Below are 15730 nucleotides of genomic sequence, written 5' to 3' on the forward strand. Positions count from 1 at the left end.
CTCCCTTTGGCATCCTATCCCGCGGCTGCGGAGCCACCGGCCTTGGCTGCGTCGATGATCTCCTGGGACTTCATGCGCAGGATCACCATGCGGGCGAGCTTTGTCAGCGTGAGCTTCTCATGGTCAGAAAGACCCGGCCGCGGCTTCCGGTCGATGATGCAGAGCGTTCCAACCGGCTGACGTGCAAATCCGATCAGCGGGGCGCCCGCGTAAAACCGAATGAAGGGCGAGCCCGTGACCAGCGGGTTCTCGGCGAAACGCGGGTCCTTCCTGGCGTCGGGAACCACGAACACGTCGTTTCGCTGGGTGATCGCATGGCTGCAGAAGGAGACCTCCCGGCTTGTCTCGCAGATGTCCAGGCCGACGCGAGCCTTGAACACCTGCTTGTCCCGTCCGACCAGCGAGACGAGCGCGATGGGAACGTTGAAGAGATGCGCGGTGAAGTCGACCATCACGTCGAGCGCCTGCTCCGGCGGCGTGTTGATGATCGACATCGAGGCAAGAGCCTCCAAGCGCGCTTGCTCGTCGAAGGGTATGGGATGAAGGGCGCCGTGGGTCATGAAATCCCTCGTGTCAGTGTCCCGCCGAATACCGTTCTGCGGCCTTATCGTTCCGGCCTCGCTGCCATTTCCCCTGCACGCTGCTTGCCATCGTCAACGAGCGGTTAGGACCATCGGACAAAGTGAGTCATCCATCGCTTTTGGCATCGCGTGGCAGCTCTCTTGTCATGGCATCGCAGACGGCGCCGCGTGGCGGTTGCGCGCGGACCGGCGGTGGAAACCTCGCCCAACGCCTTCTTCGTCATCCGAACATCGCGGCGGCCTGCCGTTCGCCCCTGACTCACGGCCGCCTCCAAGCCGGCATCCAGATCCCGGCCCCGTCGCGCAATGTGCGGGGCAGAGCGAAGAAGCGCCTCTCACGGCACCAGAACAGAGACCGAATTCCAGAAGGTTCTGAAGCTGGGGGGCGGGCTTTGGGCCGCTGAACTTCGCCCCGCTTCGAGCGATTGCTCAGAGAAGGCGCGTGCGGGGCCAGTTCGCCTGATGGGCTCGCTGCAGGAAGCACCGCCCGCATCGCCGCTCGGCTCAGACGAAGTGCTTCGACAGCTTCAGCCCCTGCGCCTGGTAGTTCGACGACAGGTCGAGGCCGTAGAGCCGGTCGGGGAGGCCCGCCATGTGCTCGTAGACGAGGCGGCCGACGATCTGGCCGTGTTCGAGGATGAAGGGCACCTCGTGGCTGCGCACTTCGAGCACCGCGCGGCTACCGGTGCCGCCGGCGCCGGAATGGCCGAAACCGGGGTCGAAGAAGCCGGCATAGTGGACGCGGAACTCGCCGACGAGCGGATCGAAGGGCGTCATCTCCGCGGCATAGGCCGGCGGGACGTGGACGGCCTCGCCGGAGACGAGGATATAGAACTCGTCCGGATCGAGCACGAGTTCGCCCGTGCCGGTGCGGTGGATCGGCTCCCAGAATTCGGCGACGCCGTAGGCGCCACGCCGGTCGACGTCGACGACGCCGGTGTGGCGCTTGCCGCGATAGCCGACGAGGCCGTCTTCATTGCCGAGGAGATCGATCGACAGCGCGATGCCGCCATGGGCGATGTTCGGCTGGGCCGCGGCGACAAGGCATTCGCGTGCATGGAGGTCGGCGAGTTCCGCTTCGCCGAGCAGCGCGCCGCCGGAGCGGAAGCGGATCTGGCTGAGGCGCGAGCCGGGCCGGACGACGATCGGAAAAGTGCGTGGCGAGATCTCGATGTAGAGCGGGCCGGTATAGCCCTCCGGGATCTTGTCGAACTCCTGACCGCCGTCGACAATGACGCGGGTGAAGATGTCGAGCCGCCCGGTCGAGGATTTCGGGTTGGCGGCCGCCGTCATGCCGGCCGGAAGTGCGAGCCGTTCCATCAAGGGCACGATGTAGACGCAGCCGGTCTCCAGCACCGTGCCGGGCGTCAGGTCGATCTCGTGCAGCGAAAAGCGCTGCAGCTTTTCCGCCACCGTGCGGCCGAGGCCGGGCAGAAAGCTGGCGCGGACGCGATAGGCGGTCGAGCCGAGGCGAAGGTCGAGGCTCGCCGGCTGGATCTGGTCGGCGTCGCGCGGCCGGTCGGCAGCGATCGCGCCGGTCTCGAACAGCGACGCGATGTCACGGTCCGGCAGGATTCCGCCTGGGTTTCGGCTCACTCGGCCCGTTCCTTCTCTTAATAGCGCGCTTTTTCGCGTGCGCGAGCCTTAGCAGAGGGAATTGGCAGAGGGAATTGGCCTGAGCCGACTGTTCGTGGAGAGAATTGACCTCCGGCCACCGCGGGATTATCGTGGCGGCAGAATTCGTGGTGATTTGGCCGGCCGGCTTGCAGCCACGTTAAACAACTCGCTAAAGGGCCGACCCAGGACGCCATTGCTCCAGGACCGGCTGTGCGGCGACGCTCGAGCCGGTCTTTTTTATGGGCCGATCCCGCCGGGCGGGACGGCGGAAAGCGGGATAGCATGTTGAAGAAGAACGAGCGGACGCTGCGGCCGGCCACGGCCATGGTCCATGGCGGCACGGTCCGCTCCGGTTTCGGTGAGACCTCGGAAGCGCTGTTCCTGACGCAGGGCTTCGTCTATGCGAGCGCGGAAGCCGCCGAGGCGCGCTTTAAGGGCGAGGAGCCCGGCTTCATCTATTCGCGCTACGGCAATCCGACGACGCGCATGTTCGAGGAGCGGATGATGGCGCTGGAAGGCGCCGAGGACGCCCGCGCCACCGCCTCCGGCATGGCCGCCGTCGCCGCCGCGCTGCAGTGCCAGGTGCAGGCCGGCGACCACATCGTCTCCTCGCGCGCGCTGTTCGGCTCCTGTCGCTATGTCGTCGAGACCATGCTCGGCCGCGCCGGCGTCACCTCGACCTTCGTCGACGGCCGCGACCTTGCCGCCTGGCGCGCCGCGGTGCGGCCGGAGACGAAGGTCTTCTTCATGGAGACGCCGACCAATCCGACACTGGAGATCGTCGACATCGCCGCCGTCGCCGAGATCGCGCACGAAGTCGGCGCCGTGGTCGTCGTCGACAACGTGTTTGCCACGCCCATGCAGCAGAAGCCGCTGGAGCTCGGCGCCGACGTCGTCGTCTATTCCGCCACCAAACACATCGATGGCCAGGGCCGGTGCCTCGGCGGCGTCATCCTCTCCAGCAAGGAGTGGATCGACAAGAACCTGCACGAATATTTCCGCCATACCGGTCCGTCGCTGTCGCCCTTCAACGCCTGGACGCTCCTGAAGGGCCTGGAGACACTGCCGCTGCGCGTCGCCTGCCAGACGAAGAGCGCCGGCACCGTCGCCGATCATCTCGCCCTTTCGCCCCTCGTCTCGAAGGTGCTCTATCCCGGCCGCGCCGACCATCCGGATGCCGCTGTGATCGCCAAGCAGATGACCGGCGGCTCGACCCTCGTCGCCTTCGAGCTCGCCGGCGGCAAGGAAGCGGCGTTCCGCTTCTCCAACGCGCTCGAGATCGTCAAGATCTCCAACAATCTCGGCGACGCGAAAAGCCTCATCACCCATCCCGCGACGACGACCCACAAGAACCTCACGCCGGAAGTCCGCGCCGAGCTCGGCATTTCCGACGGCTTGCTGCGCCTGTCGCTGGGGCTGGAAGACATCGACGACCTCCTGGAGGACATCGACGCCGCCCTCGCCGCTATCTGAAGACGCGGATCGCCAGCGCAATGCGGGCCGCGCAGGTGACGAAGCAGAGCGCGGCAAAACCGTAGGCGAGGACGCCGAACCAGGCGGGCACGAGGCAGGCGAGAACGAAGACGAGAAGCGTCTCGCCCGCCTCGGCAAGACCGGTGGTGAAGTAGAGTGATTTCGGCCCGCGCGCCGTGGTGACGAGCCTGCGCTTTTCCGCCATCAGCGCAAAGGCGAGAAAACTGGCGCCATTGGCGTAGAAGCTCATCAGGAGCACGGCCGCCGGCAGCGCGTTGGCGGCGGGATCGGCCAGGGCGAAGCCGAGCGGGATGGCGCCGTAGAAGATGAAGTCGAGCACGATGTCGAGATAGCCGCCGAGATCGGTCGGCCGCGTCTGCCGCGCCAGCGCGCCGTCGAGTCCGTCGGCGAGGCGCGAGACGAGGATCAGGCCGAGGCCGAGGCCATAGACCTCCAGTGCGATCGCCAGCGCCGCGCCGAGCCCGAGGATGAAGCCGGTCGCGGTCACCGCATCGGCGCCGAAACCCGCGCGGTGCAGGCGTCGCGCCAGGGCGTCGAGCGCCGGATCGAGGCGCGCCTTCAGGCGTCCGTCGAACATGCCATCCTCCCCTCCCCGCCATCCCGGCCAGCGCCGTCCCACGGCTCGGATTGACCGGGGCCCGCGTGTTGGCGATAACGGCGCATGAACATCGATCCCCACCCGCCAGAGCCCGAAGGCGACTATACGGCGACGACACGCCATATCACCGTTTCGGTGACGCCGGTCTATCTCGAGCATCAATCGATGCCGGAGGCCGGGCGCTGGGTCTTTGCCTACAAGGTGGCGATCGAGAACGGCAGCCGCGAGACGGTGCAGCTGAAATCCCGCTACTGGCACATCACCGATGCCAACGGGCATGTCGAAGAAATCCGGGGACCGGGCGTCGTCGGCGAGGAACCGATCCTCTCGCCCGGCGACAGTTTCAGCTACACCTCGGGCTGCCCGCTGCCGACGCCGTCCGGCATCATGCGCGGTCACTACGTGATGGAGACCGCCGGCGGCCGCCTGTTCGAGGTCGCCATCCCCGCCTTCTCGCTGGACGCGCCGGCGGAGAAGCGGCTGCTCAACTGAGGGTCAGCCTCAGTCCTTGGTGAACTCGTCCGGCGAGAACACGTAGCTCTCGCTGCAGAACTCGCAGGTGACCTCGATCTTGCCGTCCTCGACGCTTTCGGCGATCTCGGTGGCTGAGAAATTCGACAGCACCGCCTTGATCCGCTCGCGCGAGCAGCTGCAATCGTCGTCGACGCGGGTCGGGGGAAAGACGCGCACGCCGCGCTCGTGGAACAGGCGGAACAGCAGCCGCTCGACGCCGACTTCCGGGTCGGCGAGCTCGGAATCGTGCACGGTCTCGACCAGCGCCTTGACCTCGGTCCAGGCATCGTCCGGCTCGAAATCGAGCGTATCCTCGGCGCCTTCCGGCACGTCGCCGCCCGGCAGGTCGGGCAGGCGCATGCGCTCGGAGGCCTCGGGCAGGAACTGCGCGATCAGGCCGCCAGCGCGCCAGGACTCGCGAAAGCCGCTTTCGCCGCGCCGCGCCATGCGGGCGACGGCGAGACGGATGGTCGTCGGGATCTGCTCGGACTGGCGGAAATAGCCTTCGGCCACCTTCTCAAGCGTCTCGCCCTCCAGGGCGACGATGCCCTGGTAGCGCTGGCTGTGGCCGCCCTGGTCGACGGTCAGCGCCATCGTGCCGTTGCCGAGCAGCGTCTCGGGGTCGGTCTCCCCTGCCGCCTCCGCTGCGGCGACGCGCTCGGCGTCGAAGCGGGCATAGGCGCGCACGCTGGACGGCGTGGTGAAGTCGACGACGAGGAGATCGACCGGCCCGTCCGTCTGCGTCTGGGCGATGAATTTTCCGTCGAACTTCAGCGAGGTGCCCAACAGCACGCAGAGCACGATCATCTCGGCGAGCAGCCGCGAGACCGGCTCGGGATAATCGTGGCGGCCGAGAATATCGTCGAGCATGGCGCCGAGCTGGACGGCGCGGCCGCGCGCATCGAGGTTCTCGACCGAGAACGGCACGACCGTGTCGTCGCCGGCAAAGCCGAACTCGCCGAGATGGCGGCCGAGGCCGCCGGCCTCGCCGCTCACGTCACCTTCTGAATCAGCCATGCAGACCGGCCTCGCCAAAGCACCAGGCCAGGATCGACTTCTGCGCGTGCAGCCGGTTCTCCGCCTCGTCGAAGACGACCGACTGCGGGCCGTCGATGACGCCGTCGGTGACTTCCTCGCCGCGGTGGGCGGGCAGGCAGTGCATGAAGATCGCGTCCGGGGCGGCATGCGCCATCAGCCGCTCGTTCACCTGGAAGGGCGCGAAGACATTGTGGCCGCGGGCGAAATCCTCGCGGCCCATCGACACCCAGGTGTCGGTGACGACGCAATCGGCGCCGGTGACCGCCTCGACCGGATCGAAGGTGGTCAGGATCTGGCCGCCTTCGCCGCGGGCCCGGGCGATGCGCCCGGCATCGGGCTCCGACCCCTGGGGGGTCGCGATGCGCAGGGCGAAACCGAAACGGCTCGACGCCTCGATCAGCGAGTTCAGCACATTGTTGCCGTCGCCGCTCCAGGCAAAGGTCTTGCCGGCGACGGGGCCGCATTTCTCTTCATAGGTCATGACGTCGGCCATGATCTGGCAGGGATGGGTGTCGTCGGTCAGGCCGTTGATGACCGGCACCGTGGCATTCTCGGCCATTTCGAGAAGACGGTCGTGCGAGGTGGTGCGGATCATGATGGCGTCGACATAGCGCGACAGGACGCGCGCCGTGTCGGCGATCGTCTCGGAGCGGCCGAGCTGCATTTCAGTGCCGGAGAGGAACAGCGTCTCGCCGCCGAGCTGGCGCATCGCCACGTCGAAGGAGACGCGCGTGCGGGTCGAGGGCTTGTCGAAGATCATCGCCAGCACCCGGCCCTGCAGCGGCCTGGGGCCTCCGCGGCCGAGGCCCTTGCGCGCGGCGGCATCTTCCAGGATGGCGCGCAGCGAGTCTGCCGGCATCTCGGCGATGTCGATGAAGTGCTTCGGTGGGTTCGCGCTCACGCCGATTTCCTCGCCGATGCGAGCGACAGGGCGGACACCGCGCGCTCGATGCGATCGATCGCCTCGCGCACTTCCTCGGCGGAAATGACGAGGGGCGGCAGCAGGCGAACGACATTGTCGCCGGCCGGCACGGCGAGGACGCCGTGGGCGCGCAACTCGCCCAGAAGCTGGGTGTTCAGGACCTTGGCCTTGATGCCGAGCAAAAGGCCCTCGCCGCGGATCTCCTCGACGACATCGGGATAGCGGTCGACGAGCGAGGCGAGCGACTGCTTGAAGCGCAGCGACATGTCGCGGACATGCTCGAGAAAACCATCCGCGAGGACGACGTCTAGCACGGCATTGCCGACCGCCATGGCGAGCGGGTTGCCGCCATAGGTGGTGCCGTGCGTGCCCGCCGTCATGCCGCGCGCCGCCTCTTCGGTCGCGAGGCACACGCCAAGCGGAAAGCCGCCGCCGATGCCCTTGGCGACCGCCATGATGTCGGGCGCGGCGCCCGACTGTTCGTAGGCGAAGAAGGTGCCGGTGCGCCCGACGCCGGTCTGCACCTCGTCGTAGATGAGGAGGATTCCCTCGGCGTCGCAGAGCTCGCGCAGACCGCGCAGGCACTGCGGCGGCACGGAGCGGATGCCGCCCTCGCCCTGGATCGGCTCGATCACGATCGCCGCCGTCTCCGGGCCGATCGCTTCCCTCAAGGCTGCATGGTCGCCGAAGGGCACCTGGTCGAAGCCGTCGACCTTGGGACCGAAACCTTCCAGATATTTCGCCTGGCCGCCGGCGGCGATGGTCGCCAGCGTGCGGCCGTGGAAGGCGCCGGTGAAGCTCATGATGCGGAAGCGCTCGGGATGGCCGCCGACATAGTGATAGCGCCGCGCCGTCTTGAAGGCGCATTCCAGCGCCTCGGCGCCCGAATTGGTGAAGAAGGCCCGGTCGGCAAAAGTCGCCGCGGTCAGCCGGGCGCCCAGACGCTCCTGCCCCGGAATCTCGTAGAGATTGGAGGTGTGCCAGAGCTTTGCCGCCTGGTCCTGCAGCGTGGCGACGAGGTGCGGGTGGGCATGGCCGAGCGAATTGACGGCGATGCCGGCACCGAGATCGAGGAAGCGCTCTCCCTCCTCCGTCACCAGCCAGACGCCCTCGCCTCGCTCGAAACGCAGGGGCGCGCGGGCGTAGGTCGGAAACAGGTGCGAAGCGGCGACATCGTTCGGCATGGCAGGAACTCGCTGTTGCCCGAGGGCGGTATCCGATGGCTCGAGGTGGCTTCCGGGTGGCCCGAAAATGCTGAAAGCCTGCCGCTGGGGCAGGCTTCGATCGGAGGGTCGAGGGTGCATTGCGTGGCCTTGAGCTATACCACGCGTCCCGGCGCGCTTGTCAATCGATACGGCAGGCAGGGCTTTCGTCCCGCCGACCGAGGCCCCCAAGCCGCCGCGGTGTACATTCACCGTCCGCTTTCAACATCGCTCTTGCATTTTGGGCAGCAGTATCTGGGGAAAAGCGAAAATTCGATTCCGCACCCTCGCCGCGACTCTTGTCACGGAGTCACGCGATAGGGTAAATTTCTCTCAGATACTAGATTTCGTGCGGCAGCCCCTAATCTAACAATATATGTTGTATCCCTTCCCGAACGCAGCGTCGGGACCGAAGAGGGATTCTGCCGCGGCACAGGATAGGAGCTTGTCATGGGCTGGACGGACGAAAGAGTCGATCTTCTGATCAAGCTCTGGAGCGAAGGACTGAGCGCAAGCCAGATCGCCGGACAATTGGGTGGCGTGACCCGCAACGCCGTCATCGGCAAGGTTCACCGCCTGAAGCTCGAGGGCCGGGCCAAGGCCCACGTCTCCGCGCAGGAGCAGGCGCAGCCGAAGGTCGCCGTTGCCGCCGAGGTGGAGACGGTCGTCGAGATGGAAATGCCGGCGCGGATCGTCGCCATGCAGTCCGCCCCGCGCATCATGCGCTCGGTCGGCGGCGGTGGCGGCTCGCACGGCGCGACCGCGCTGAAGATGGAAGAAGAGATGGACGCCGTGGCAGAGCAGCCGCGGCCGCTGGTGTCGGCGGAAGTCGTGCCGATCTCGCGCAATCTGACGCTCGTGCAGCTGAACGAGCGGACCTGCAAATGGCCGCTCGGCGACCCGCTTTCGCCGGATTTCCGCTTCTGCGGCAACCACTCGAACGACGCCTCGCCCTACTGCCTCTACCACGCCAAGATCGCCTTCCAGCCGGTCTCCGAGCGCCGCCGCGTCCGATAGAGACGTCAGATGGCCCGTCCGACGCGGACGGGCCCGGCCTGCCCCGCGCGTGGCCGCCGAAGCGCCGCCGCCCCTTCCGGGCCTGCAGCGCATCGCACACCCGAATTGTTCCGCTGATTGCCCTGCCGGCACTATGGCCGCGTGAGCGGTCCAAGCTGTTCGTGAATCCGGGACATGCAACTGTCCAACCTGTCGATCTTCGTGCTCAGCGACAAGGATGACGCGACGAGTTTTCGCAGCTCGGCGTTTTGCCTGCCTTGTTCAGCACAAAATTCATTCTGACCGGCCATAACAATGACCGTGAGTGTCGCGATGACAGCCGAGGCCGCCAAATGGAGGCCACCAAGGCCTGCCGCCAGTTTATCGTCACCCATGCGGGCGCTCCCTGAGCCGAAAACCCAGCAGACACCTTATCCATGCAAAGGCCACGCCCGCTAGACCGGTGTCGGTGGCGATCCGCGGGTTCGTCCGCCGCGTGGCCCCGAGCGAGCCCGGGCGAGCACTACTCCACCAGGCTGTCGCGCGCGCTGGCGAGCGACGCCGCGCCCGGCCGAGCGGCCTTGCTGCTGGCCGAAAAATTCTCGTCGAGGGCGTAGCCGGCGCCGCGGACGGTGCGGATCGGGTCGCGCTGGCGGCCGCGGTTGATCGCCTTGCGCAGGCGGCCGACATGCACGTCGACCGTGCGCTCGTCGACATAGATGTCGCGTCCCCAGACGCCATCGAGCAGCTGCTCGCGCGAGAACACGCGGCCCGGCGACTGCATGAAGAATTCGAGCAGCTTGAACTCGGTCGGTCCGAGCTTCACCTCGCGGCCGAGGCGGCGCACGCGGTGGGTCTCGCGGTCGAGATCGATGTCGCCAGCATTGAGAAGGGTCGAGATCTTTTCCGGGCGTACGCGGCGCAGCATGGCGCGCACCCGCGCCATCAGCTCTGGCGTCGAGAAGGGCTTGACGACATAGTCGTCGGCCCCGACCGACAGGCCCCTCACCCGCTCGGATTCCTCACCGCGGGCGGTCAGCATGATGATCGGCAGGCGTTCGGTCTCCGGCCGCGTGCGCAGCCGCCGACAGAGCTCGACGCCGGAAAGGCCGGGCAGCATCCAGTCGAGGATCAGGAGGTCGGGGACGATTTCCTTCAGGCGGATGTCGGCCTCGTCGCCGCGCATGATGGTGTCGACGATGTAGCCTTCGGCTTCCAGATTGTAGCGCAACAGGACGGAGAGCGCCTCCTCGTCCTCGACGACGGCGATCCGCGCGTTCATGGCTATTCCCCTGCGCCGGCGGGCGCCGCGCCGCTGCCGGGCACCGCGACGGTCATTGACGCGGTGGTATCGTTCTTTGGCCGGTCGCTCGCCATCTGCTGCCCGGTCTTGATGTAGTAGATCGTCTCAGCGATGTTGGTGGCGTGGTCGCCGATGCGCTCGATGTTCTTGGCGCTGAACAGGAGATGGGTGCAGGCGCTGATGTTGCGCGGATCTTCCATCATGTAGGTCAGGAGCTCGCGGAAGATCGACGTGTACATCGCGTCGATCTCCTCATCGGCATCCCGAACCGCCTGGGCCCGAAGGTGGTCCCGCTCGACATAGGCGTCGAGGACCTCCTTCAGCTGCTCGATCGCCAGTTCCGACAGGTGCTCGATGCCGCGCACCAGCTTGATCGGCTGCTGGTGCTCGTGCACGGCGATCACCCGCTTGGCGATGTTCTTGCCGAGATCGCCGATGCGCTCCAGATCGTTGGAAATGCGGATGGCGCCGACGATCTCGCGCAGGTCCTGCGCCATCGGCTGGCGCTTGGCGATGGTCATGATGGCGCGCTCGTCGAGTTCGCGCTGGGCGGCGTCGAGCAGCACGTCGTCGGCGACGACGGACTGCGCCAGGCCCCAGTCGCTGTTGATCAGCGCCGAGACGGAACGCTCGACCATGCGCTCGGCCTGACCTCCCATTTCGGAGATCCGGCGAACGATGAACTTCAGTTCGTCGTCGTAGGATGAGACGATATGTTCGTCCATGAGAGGTCTCCTGGGTCTCTGAGGTGCCCGCAGCGCGCGTGGCGTGCCTGCGGTCCCGTGTCTGGTGGATCGACGCGCCGGCGGGGCGCCCGGGCGCTCAGCCGAAGCGGCCGGTGATGTAGTCCTGGGTGCGCTTGTCGTCCGGGTTCTGGAACATCTTCTCGGTCGGTCCGACCTCGGCGATGTTGCCGAGGTGGAACATGGCCGTGACCTGGCTGACGCGCGCCGCCTGCTGCATCGAATGGGTGACGATGACGATGGTGTAGTTCTGCTTCAACTCGTCGATCAGTTCCTCGACCTTGGCGGTAGCGATCGGGTCGAGGGCCGAGCAGGGCTCGTCCATCAGGATTACCTCGGGCGACACGGCGATGGCGCGCGCGATGCACAGGCGCTGCTGCTGGCCGCCGGAAAGTCCCGTGCCCGCCTCGTCGAGCCGGTCCTTGACCTCTTCGTAGAGGCCGGCGCGGCGAAGGCTGGTGATGACGATCTCTTCGAGATCCGACTTCGACTTGGCCAGGCCATGGATGCGCGGGCCGTAGGAGACGTTCTCGAAGATCGACTTCGGGAACGGGTTGGGCTTCTGGAACACCATGCCGACCCGGGCGCGCAGTTCGACGACGTCGATCGAGGGATCGTAGATGTCGTCGCCGTCCAGGGTGATGTTGCCGGTGACCTTGGCCGAGGACACCGTATCGTTCATCCGGTTGAGGCAGCGCAGGAAGGTCGACTTGCCACAGCCGGACGGGCCGATGAGGGCCGTGACCTGGTTCTCCATGACGTCGAGGCTCACGCCGAACAGCGCTTGCTTGGCACCATAATGGACGGAAACGTTCTCGCCCTTCATCTTCACAGGACGGTTCGTATTCACGGCAGGACCCTTGTTGAGCGTCGCTTGAAAATTTTCCATCATGTTCGGTCCACCGGTTACCAGCGCCGCTCGAAGCGACGGCGAAGAATGATTGCGATGATGTTCATGAAGGAGAGAACGACGAGGAGCACGCAGATCGCGGCGCTCGTCCTGGCGACAAAACCACGTTCCGGGCTGTCGAACCAGATGAAGATCTGCGTCGGCAGCGTCGTCGATGCTTCCAGCAGCGAGTCGGGCGCCGAGGTGATGAAGGCGTTCATGCCGATGAGAAGCAGCGGGGCCGTCTCGCCGAGCGCCTGCGCCAGACCGATGATGATGCCGGTCATGATGCCCGGGAGCGCCAGCGGCAGGACATGATGGCCGATCACCTGCATCTCCGAGGCGCCGATGCCCCGGGCCGCCTCGCGGATGGAGGGCGGCACCGCCTTCAGGGCGTTGCGGGTGGTGATGATGATCGTCGGCAGCGTCATGATGGCCAGGACGAGGCCGCCGACGAGCGGGGCCGATCGCGGCATGCCGAAGAAGCCGAGGAACAGGGCAAGGCCCAGCAGACCGAAGACGATCGAGGGCACCGCGGCCAGATTGTTCACGTTGATCTCGATGAAATCGGTGAACTTGTTCTTCGGCGCGTATTCCTCGAGGTAGACGGCGGCACCGACGCCGATCGGAACGCTGACGCAAAGGCAGACGAGGAGGAGGTAGAAGGTTCCGACCAGACCACCCCTCAGGCCGGCCAGCTCGGGAAAGCGGCTGTCGGCATTGTTGATGAGACCCCAGTCGACGACCGACCGCACCCGGTCCTGCTGCCGCAGTTCCTCGAAACGCGCGATCTGGTTGTCGTTCAGGGGCCGGCGGTTTTCCGGCATGTCGGCGGAGATGATCCCCTCATAGAGCTGCTCGTAGGCATCCGACACCGGAACCCAGATCGGCACCACCGATCCTGGCGCTGCATCCGTGGCCGCCATGACGTCGCGGACCCAGAACTGCGCGCCGTTGCTGAGCATCGAGGTCAGGCGGCGCAATTCGGCGCGGTTGCGCTCGGCGGCCGGAAACAGCGCGGCGACGGCCCCGTCGACCACCGTCCGGTAATTGGAGGCCGGCACGTCCGGACCCGCCTCGGGCACGGTGATGTCGAGCAGGATCTGCGTCTGCGTCCAGGCCGGCAGCGAAGTGGTGATGACGGACGACACGAGAATGCCGAGCATGGCCAGGGCGAAGACGATCGCGGCGATGCCGTAGGCCTTCAGTCGCGTCTGCCGGCTCTTGCGTCCGGCCAGTCCCGCCCGGATGCGGGACCGGGTCGTCTCGCGCGCGGTCGGGGTGGCGAGTTGGTCGGTCAAACGAAGGTCAGTCATACTGTTCCCGATACTTCTTGACGATCTGGATGGCCACGAGGTTGAGGAGAAGCGTCGCGAGGAACAGTGTCAGGCCGAGACCGAAAGCGGCGAGCGTCTTCGGATTGTCGAACTCGGTGTCCCCGGTCAGGAGCGCCACGATCTGCACGGTCACGGTCGTGACGCCGTCGAGCGGGTTGGCGGTGAGGTTGGCGGTCAGTCCCGCGGCCATGACGACGATCATCGTCTCGCCGATGGCGCGCGTGGTGGCGAGGATGACGCCGCCGACGATGCCGGGAAGCGCTGCCGGCAGCAGCACGCGGGTGATCGTCTCGGCCTTGTTGGCGCCCAGGCCGAGCGAGCCGTCGCGCAGCGCCTGCGGCACCGCCGTGATGGCGTCGTCGGAGAGCGAGGAGATGAAGGGGATCAGCATCACCCCCATCACGAGCCCGGGCACGATGGCGGCCGTCGGCGACATGTCGATCCCGACGGAGGCCGCCCATTCCCGCAGGAGCGGGGAGATGACCAGCACCGCGAAGAAGCCGTAGACGATGGTCGGAATGCCGGCGAGCAGCTCGATCAGCGGCTTGACCACGTTGCGCACCTGGGGAGAGGCGAACTCGGCCATGTAGATCGCCGCGAAGAGCCCGACGGGCAGCGCCACGAACAGCGCCGTCAGGGCGATGGTCAATGTGCCGAGGAAGACCGGAATGGCGCCGAAGGCACCGGTCGAGCCGACCTGATCGGCGCGGATCGCGATCTGCGGATCCCATTTCGTCCCGAAGAAAAATTCGAGCGGCGATACCCGCGAGAAGAACTGGAGCCCCTCGAACAGCAGGGACAGGAGAATGCCGAGCGTGGCGAAGATCGACAGCGTCGCGCAGAAGATGAGAAGACCGCGCATGATCATCTCGGACAGGTTGCGCGCCCGGAAACGGACGGCGATCCGGGAGATCAGGAAGGCGACAATCGCTGCGGCGACGACGACGACGACGACCGGAAGGGCCCAGCGCGAAAACGCCGCCGCCTCGTTCAGGCGTTCGGCCGCGACGAGCACGGCGGGGTCGGGCGTGCCGAAGGTCGCGCCGGAAGCGGCCTGCTGAACCTGGCTGACAAGCAGGCTGACCTGGGCGGGAAGCGCGCCATCCAGCATCGTGGAGGGCAGAGCGGCGACGATGACGCTCTTGAGGACCGACTGCTCCAGGAAGAGCCAGAGAAAGATGATGATGTAGGACGGCACGAGGATCGCCAGGGCGACGAGGTAGCCGTGATAGCTCGGGAGAGAGTGCATCTTCGTGCCGAGGACCGGGGCGAGCGCCTTGGCCTTCGACGTGGCGACGAGGTAGCCCACGACCGCGAGGATCAACGGGATCAGAAGGGTCAGCGACAAGCTCACATGCGGTCTCCCACGAAATCCCGTCGGCCGCGAGGCGACCGACGGGACGTTGAACGATGAAGAGACTTCGGCTTAGGAGGCCGGCGCCGTCATCGCGGTCGAGTTGGTGACGGCGTCGCGAACCTTCGCGGCTTCCTCTTCGCTCAGCGGAACGAGACCACGCTCCTCGAGATAGCCGCCGGTGCCCATGGCGCCTTCGCTGACGTATTCCGTCAGGAACTCGTTCAGGCCCGGGATGGCCGTGCGGTGGTCGTTCTTGACGTAGATGAACAGCGGGCGCGAAACGCCGTAATCGCCGGACTTCACGGTCTCTTCGCTCGGCGAGACGCCGCCGATGGCAGCACCCTTCAGCTTGTCCTGGTTCTCGAACAGGAAGGAGTAGCCGAAGATGCCGAAGGCCTTGGGATCGGCAGCGAGGCGCTGGACGATCAGGTTGTCGTTCTCGCCGGCTTCGACGAACTTGCCGTCGGTGCGCATGCGATCGCAGACTTCCTTGTTGCGATCCTTGTCGAGCGCCTTGATGGCCGGGAATTCCTTGCAGCCGGCCTGCATGACGAGCTCGACCCAGGCGTCGCGCGTGCCGGAGGTCGGCGGCGGGCCGTAGACGAGGATCGGCTCGGCGGGCAGCGAGGCGTCGATCTCGTTCCAGGTGTTGTAGGGGTTGGCGACGACCTTGCCGTCGACTTCGACTTCAGCGGCGAGCGCCTGGAAGAGCTGGGCCTTGGTGACGCTGAGGTCCGGGCCGCCCTGGGCGTTCGACAGCGACAGCGCGTCGTAGCCGAGGAGGATTTCGGTGACGTTGGTGACGCCGTTCTTGGCGCAGAGGTCGAACTCGGACTTCTTCATGGCGCGCGAGGCACCGGTGATGTCCGGGGTCTGGGCGCCGACGCCGCCGCAGAAGATCTGCATGCCGCCGCCGGTACCGGTCGACTCGACGACAGGCGCCTTGAAGGTGCCGGCATTGGCGAACTGCTCGGCCACGGCCTGGGTGTACGGGAAGACGGTCGACGAGCCGACGATCTGGATGTTGTCGCGGCTCTGAGCCTGGGCCTGGCCCACGAGCGCAAGGGCGGTGCCGAGCGCGAGGCCAGCGAGGGTGCGAATGGTCACGGGGGTTTCTCCTTGAGGAGTTTCGTGGATCGA

Annotated in this window: 16 protein-coding genes and 1 riboswitch; of the genes, 3 read left to right on the top strand and 13 right to left on the bottom strand. The window is 66.5% G+C overall.

Annotated features, from left to right (window positions below; genetic code table 11):
• Nucleotides 1–14 precede the first annotated feature (14 nt).
• Both IEX88_RS17980 and IEX88_RS17985 read right to left on the bottom strand, forming a co-directional pair.
• On the bottom strand, nucleotides 15–560 hold the full coding sequence (locus tag IEX88_RS17980; RefSeq protein WP_188853324.1) for a GAF domain-containing protein: 546 nt from the start codon (nucleotides 558–560) through the stop codon (nucleotides 15–17).
• A gap of 525 nt (nucleotides 561–1085) precedes the next feature.
• Nucleotides 1086–2177 carry a 2'-deoxycytidine 5'-triphosphate deaminase gene (locus IEX88_RS17985; protein WP_188853327.1) on the bottom strand — a complete coding sequence of 364 codons (1092 nt, stop codon included), beginning with the start codon at nucleotides 2175–2177 and terminating at the stop codon, nucleotides 1086–1088.
• A 136-nt stretch (nucleotides 2178–2313) separates the two neighbouring features.
• Nucleotides 2314–2391: riboswitch (SAM riboswitch) on the top strand.
• Nucleotides 2392–2480: 89 nt separating this feature from the next.
• On the opposite strand from IEX88_RS17985, the gene IEX88_RS17990 reads away from it, so the two are divergent.
• Nucleotides 2481–3671 (top strand): O-succinylhomoserine sulfhydrylase, encoded by a 1191-nt coding sequence (locus IEX88_RS17990; RefSeq protein ID WP_188853329.1) that lies wholly within the window; start codon nucleotides 2481–2483, stop codon nucleotides 3669–3671.
• Here the strand turns inward: IEX88_RS17990 and IEX88_RS17995 are convergent.
• Nucleotides 3664–4269, bottom strand: coding sequence for a CDP-alcohol phosphatidyltransferase family protein (locus IEX88_RS17995; RefSeq protein ID WP_188853331.1), 606 nt, complete (start codon nucleotides 4267–4269; stop codon nucleotides 3664–3666). The genes IEX88_RS17990 and IEX88_RS17995 overlap by 8 nt on opposite strands.
• Before the next feature lie 84 nt (nucleotides 4270–4353).
• Between IEX88_RS17995 and apaG the strand changes: the two genes are divergently transcribed.
• On the top strand, nucleotides 4354–4782 hold the full coding sequence (apaG, locus tag IEX88_RS18000; RefSeq protein ID WP_188853333.1) for a Co2+/Mg2+ efflux facilitator ApaG/CorD: 429 nt from the start codon (nucleotides 4354–4356) through the stop codon (nucleotides 4780–4782).
• 9 nt (nucleotides 4783–4791) lie between these two features.
• Here apaG and IEX88_RS18005 read toward each other — a convergent pair whose 3' ends face one another.
• From IEX88_RS18005 to IEX88_RS18015, 3 genes are read right to left on the bottom strand one after another with little or no spacing between them, the layout of a single operon-like run.
• A complete protein-coding gene (locus IEX88_RS18005; RefSeq protein ID WP_188853335.1) occupies nucleotides 4792–5820 on the bottom strand; it encodes an Hsp33 family molecular chaperone in 1029 nt (342 codons plus the stop codon).
• Complete coding sequence (argF, locus tag IEX88_RS18010; protein WP_188853337.1) at nucleotides 5813–6742, bottom strand: ornithine carbamoyltransferase; 930 nt, start codon at nucleotides 6740–6742, stop codon at nucleotides 5813–5815. The genes IEX88_RS18005 and argF overlap by 8 nt, the downstream gene beginning before the upstream one ends.
• Nucleotides 6739–7947, bottom strand: a complete 1209-nt coding sequence (locus tag IEX88_RS18015; protein ID WP_188853339.1) for an aspartate aminotransferase family protein — start codon at nucleotides 7945–7947, stop codon at nucleotides 6739–6741. Before IEX88_RS18015 ends, argF begins: the two co-directional genes overlap by 4 nt.
• 468 nt (nucleotides 7948–8415) lie before the next feature.
• On the opposite strand from IEX88_RS18015, the gene IEX88_RS18020 reads away from it, so the two are divergent.
• Nucleotides 8416–8982, top strand: a complete 567-nt coding sequence (locus IEX88_RS18020) for a GcrA family cell cycle regulator (RefSeq protein WP_188853341.1) — start codon at nucleotides 8416–8418, stop codon at nucleotides 8980–8982.
• Nucleotides 8983–9113: 131 nt separating this feature from the next.
• On the opposite strand, the gene IEX88_RS18025 is transcribed toward IEX88_RS18020, so the two are convergent.
• The 7 genes from IEX88_RS18025 to IEX88_RS18055 form a co-directional block, all read right to left on the bottom strand.
• Nucleotides 9114–9356: a hypothetical protein gene (locus IEX88_RS18025; protein ID WP_188853343.1), complete on the bottom strand. Its 243-nt coding sequence runs from the start codon at nucleotides 9354–9356 to the stop codon at nucleotides 9114–9116.
• Nucleotides 9357–9484: 128 nt separating this feature from the next.
• A complete protein-coding gene (phoB, locus tag IEX88_RS18030; RefSeq protein ID WP_188853346.1) occupies nucleotides 9485–10243 on the bottom strand; it encodes a phosphate regulon transcriptional regulator PhoB in 759 nt (252 codons plus the stop codon).
• A gap of 2 nt (nucleotides 10244–10245) precedes the next feature.
• Nucleotides 10246–10989 (bottom strand): phosphate signaling complex protein PhoU, encoded by a 744-nt coding sequence (gene phoU / locus IEX88_RS18035; protein WP_188853348.1) that lies wholly within the window; start codon nucleotides 10987–10989, stop codon nucleotides 10246–10248.
• A gap of 97 nt (nucleotides 10990–11086) precedes the next feature.
• Nucleotides 11087–11896: a phosphate ABC transporter ATP-binding protein PstB gene (gene pstB, locus IEX88_RS18040; protein WP_188853350.1), complete on the bottom strand. Its 810-nt coding sequence runs from the start codon at nucleotides 11894–11896 to the stop codon at nucleotides 11087–11089.
• Between the two features lie 17 nt (nucleotides 11897–11913).
• Nucleotides 11914–13212 (bottom strand): phosphate ABC transporter permease PstA, encoded by a 1299-nt coding sequence (gene pstA / locus IEX88_RS18045; protein ID WP_188853352.1) that lies wholly within the window; start codon nucleotides 13210–13212, stop codon nucleotides 11914–11916.
• Nucleotides 13205–14587, bottom strand: coding sequence for a phosphate ABC transporter permease subunit PstC (pstC, locus tag IEX88_RS18050; protein WP_244640309.1), 1383 nt, complete (start codon nucleotides 14585–14587; stop codon nucleotides 13205–13207). The genes pstA and pstC overlap by 8 nt, the downstream gene beginning before the upstream one ends.
• A 72-nt stretch (nucleotides 14588–14659) precedes the next feature.
• On the bottom strand, nucleotides 14660–15697 hold the full coding sequence (locus tag IEX88_RS18055) for a substrate-binding domain-containing protein (RefSeq protein WP_244640311.1): 1038 nt from the start codon (nucleotides 15695–15697) through the stop codon (nucleotides 14660–14662).
• Nucleotides 15698–15730: the final 33 nt, after the last annotated feature.

The sequence above is a fragment of the Aureimonas glaciei genome (assembly GCF_014643375.1).
Lineage (GTDB): Bacteria > Pseudomonadota > Alphaproteobacteria > Rhizobiales > Rhizobiaceae > Plantimonas > Plantimonas glaciei.